At 35.1% G+C, this 2386-nt stretch carries 3 protein-coding genes; 1 reads left to right on the top strand and 2 read right to left on the bottom strand.

Annotated elements, in window-relative coordinates:
* Nucleotides 1-277: 277 nt before the first annotated feature.
* Nucleotides 278-559: a photosystem I reaction center subunit PsaK gene (psaK, locus tag D5R40_RS32250; protein WP_124147671.1), complete on the bottom strand. Its 282-nt coding sequence runs from the start codon at nt 557-559 to the stop codon at nt 278-280.
* Nucleotides 560-740: 181 nt separating this feature from the next.
* Between psaK and D5R40_RS32245 the strand changes: the two genes are divergently transcribed.
* Nucleotides 741-1403 carry a phosphoribosylanthranilate isomerase gene (locus D5R40_RS32245; RefSeq protein ID WP_124147672.1) on the top strand — a complete coding sequence of 221 codons (663 nt, stop codon included), beginning with the start codon at nt 741-743 and terminating at the stop codon, nt 1401-1403.
* A gap of 569 nt (nt 1404-1972) precedes the next feature.
* Here the strand turns inward: D5R40_RS32245 and D5R40_RS41730 are convergent.
* Nucleotides 1973-2098, bottom strand: a complete 126-nt coding sequence (locus D5R40_RS41730) for a hypothetical protein (protein ID WP_282433698.1) — start codon at nt 2096-2098, stop codon at nt 1973-1975.
* Nucleotides 2099-2386 lie beyond the last annotated feature (288 nt).

The following is a 2386-nucleotide window of genomic DNA, read 5'->3' as shown; positions in this document are numbered from 1 at the left end:
ACTCCCCTACTCCCCCACTCAATAAAATGTAGCAAATATTTATCAAATTAGTATAATACCCTGCCGTCTACATGGTATTTAAAATTGCTTGAGGTTATCAGACACGAAGTACCAAGTGCTTGACTATCTCCATCCACTTTTTCGATCTTTCAGTCCTTCTTTCTTCTTTCTTCTTCCTTCTTCCTTCTTCCTTCTTTTATTGGAAAATCAAAAATGGGGGTATCTCTTCTGTGCGAAAAGAATACCCCCTATACTTGTAACTAAAATCAGGTTATGTCTATAGCATACCAGCACTACCAAGTCCTAAAATTATTCCAGCCCCCAAAATATGACCAAAGCTAGTAGTAGCTAACAATTCTGGTATGCCAAACCCAGTAAAAATGGCTGGTAATGATACTGGTAAATCAGGCCCTTGTCCACGATTGTTCTTGGAAATAGCATAGTAACCAATTACAATTGCCACTAGGTTGCAAGTTATCATTACAATTGCTACTTTTGGAGACCACTCTGCAGAGAGGGGTTGAGATTGTGCTGCTAAAATTAAGCCAGAGTAAATCAAGTTTTTATCTCCTTAAATCACAGAAATTTGGCTATTTGACTTAAATGTTTGATTGAATCAATTTATGTTTTGCAAATTATCAATAAATTTTAGTAAGAAGCTATAATTTGTTTTAATAATTAACAATAACCTTAAGTTTTAATACAAAGATGTACAATTAAGCTCTTAGCAGGTAAAATAAATGCGCGTAAAAATTTGTGGGATTACAAAATTAGAGCAAGGACAAGCGATCGCTCAAATGGGAGCAACAGCTTTAGGATTTATCTGTGTTCCAACATCGCCTCGGTATATTACCGCAGAAAAAATCAGAAATATCGTTGTTCAACTACCAAAAAATATTGATAAAATCGGGGTATTTGTTAACCCAGAAATTGATTTTTTATCGGAAATAATTATTCAGACCCAATTGACTGGCATACAACTACATGGAGACGAATCTCCAGAATTTTGTCATCAGCTACGTCAATCAATACCAGATAATATAGAAATAATTAAAGCATTCAGAATCAAATCTCCTCAAGATTTAACAAGAGTAAATAGTTATGAAAATTATGTCGAGACTTTACTCCTAGATGCTTATCATCCAGATAAATTAGGAGGCACTGGTCAAACCTTAGATTGGAAAATTCTTAAAGATTTTCACCCTACTTGTCCTTGGTTTTTAGCAGGTGGTTTAACACCAGAAAATATCACAGTATCAATTCAACAATTCATCATTGAATCTAGCCATAAATTCTGTGGTATAGACTTATCTAGTGGAGTAGAAATAGCGCCTGGGTATAAAGATTTAATTAAAGTCAAAAAATTATTTAATAGTTTGGCTCAACTTAGGGTTAAAGTGTAGAAAAACATCAAGTATTATGACTGATACAAGTTTAAAAGTTTTTGTTTGTAGTTTTGCTCTACCCCATAAAATATCTATATCTATACTTAGGGTTTTAGCCCTACTACGATCTCTAATTATAACTATTCAACCGGACATGATATAAAATTTTAGTAGTAATCAAGACTCAGGTAGGGAAGCAGTCGGTAAGGGGACCTACAAGAGTCAAAATATAAAAGGATTTTGATTATTCTTAATTGTTATTAAATATCTCATATAGTAATTCCCATATTGGTGAGGTACAAAATTGATTTGTTTTAGGGAATAGGGAATAGAATAGAATAGAATAGAAGTAAAGATAAAAGATAGGTGTACCTCATTAGTCTGAGAAACGCTATAAATATTCAGGGTAAACATTTAGCCATTAGTTTAAATAGGGTTTGCTGATTAAATATCGCGCGTATTGACTGGTATTAGTTTGAGCAATTTTAGGTCTGGAGGGGGTGCGAGGTTTTAGGTGGTAATGGTTCAAAAATTCAGGATTTTGGTCAAGAGTTGAGCAGAACAATCTTGGGACAAAACGCCCGCTCCTACCTCCTCGCTCGTTCCCATTTCTCCTGTCTCCTGTCTCCTGTCTCCTGTCTCCTACCCTCACCCATAAGACTTATGAGCGCAAACCCTAAATAGTCGCTCTCAAAAAAGTCAAGGTCCGGCAAGAAAAGAGTGAGGTTATGGGTATTAGATAAAAAGGTGGTGGTGCATAGTAATAGTAGAGATAGTGTGGGGAGTAGGGGAGTGTGGTAAGAAATTAAAAAATATGTATCTTTACAATTACTATTCAGGACAACCGATAAAAAACAATAAATTATTCCAACACTCTTGATTCACTTTTATCTTTTTATTTTGGGTTTAATACCCCACCGTCTACACGGTGTTGACAATTGGTTGGGGTTTGAGTCCCCATCCATTTTTTCTTCCTTCTTCCTTCTTCCTTCTTCCTTCTT

This window comes from Okeania hirsuta (genome assembly GCF_003838195.1).
In the GTDB taxonomy this organism is placed as follows: domain Bacteria; phylum Cyanobacteriota; class Cyanobacteriia; order Cyanobacteriales; family Microcoleaceae; genus Okeania; species Okeania hirsuta.
This window is presented reverse-complemented; position numbering and strand designations above follow the sequence as displayed.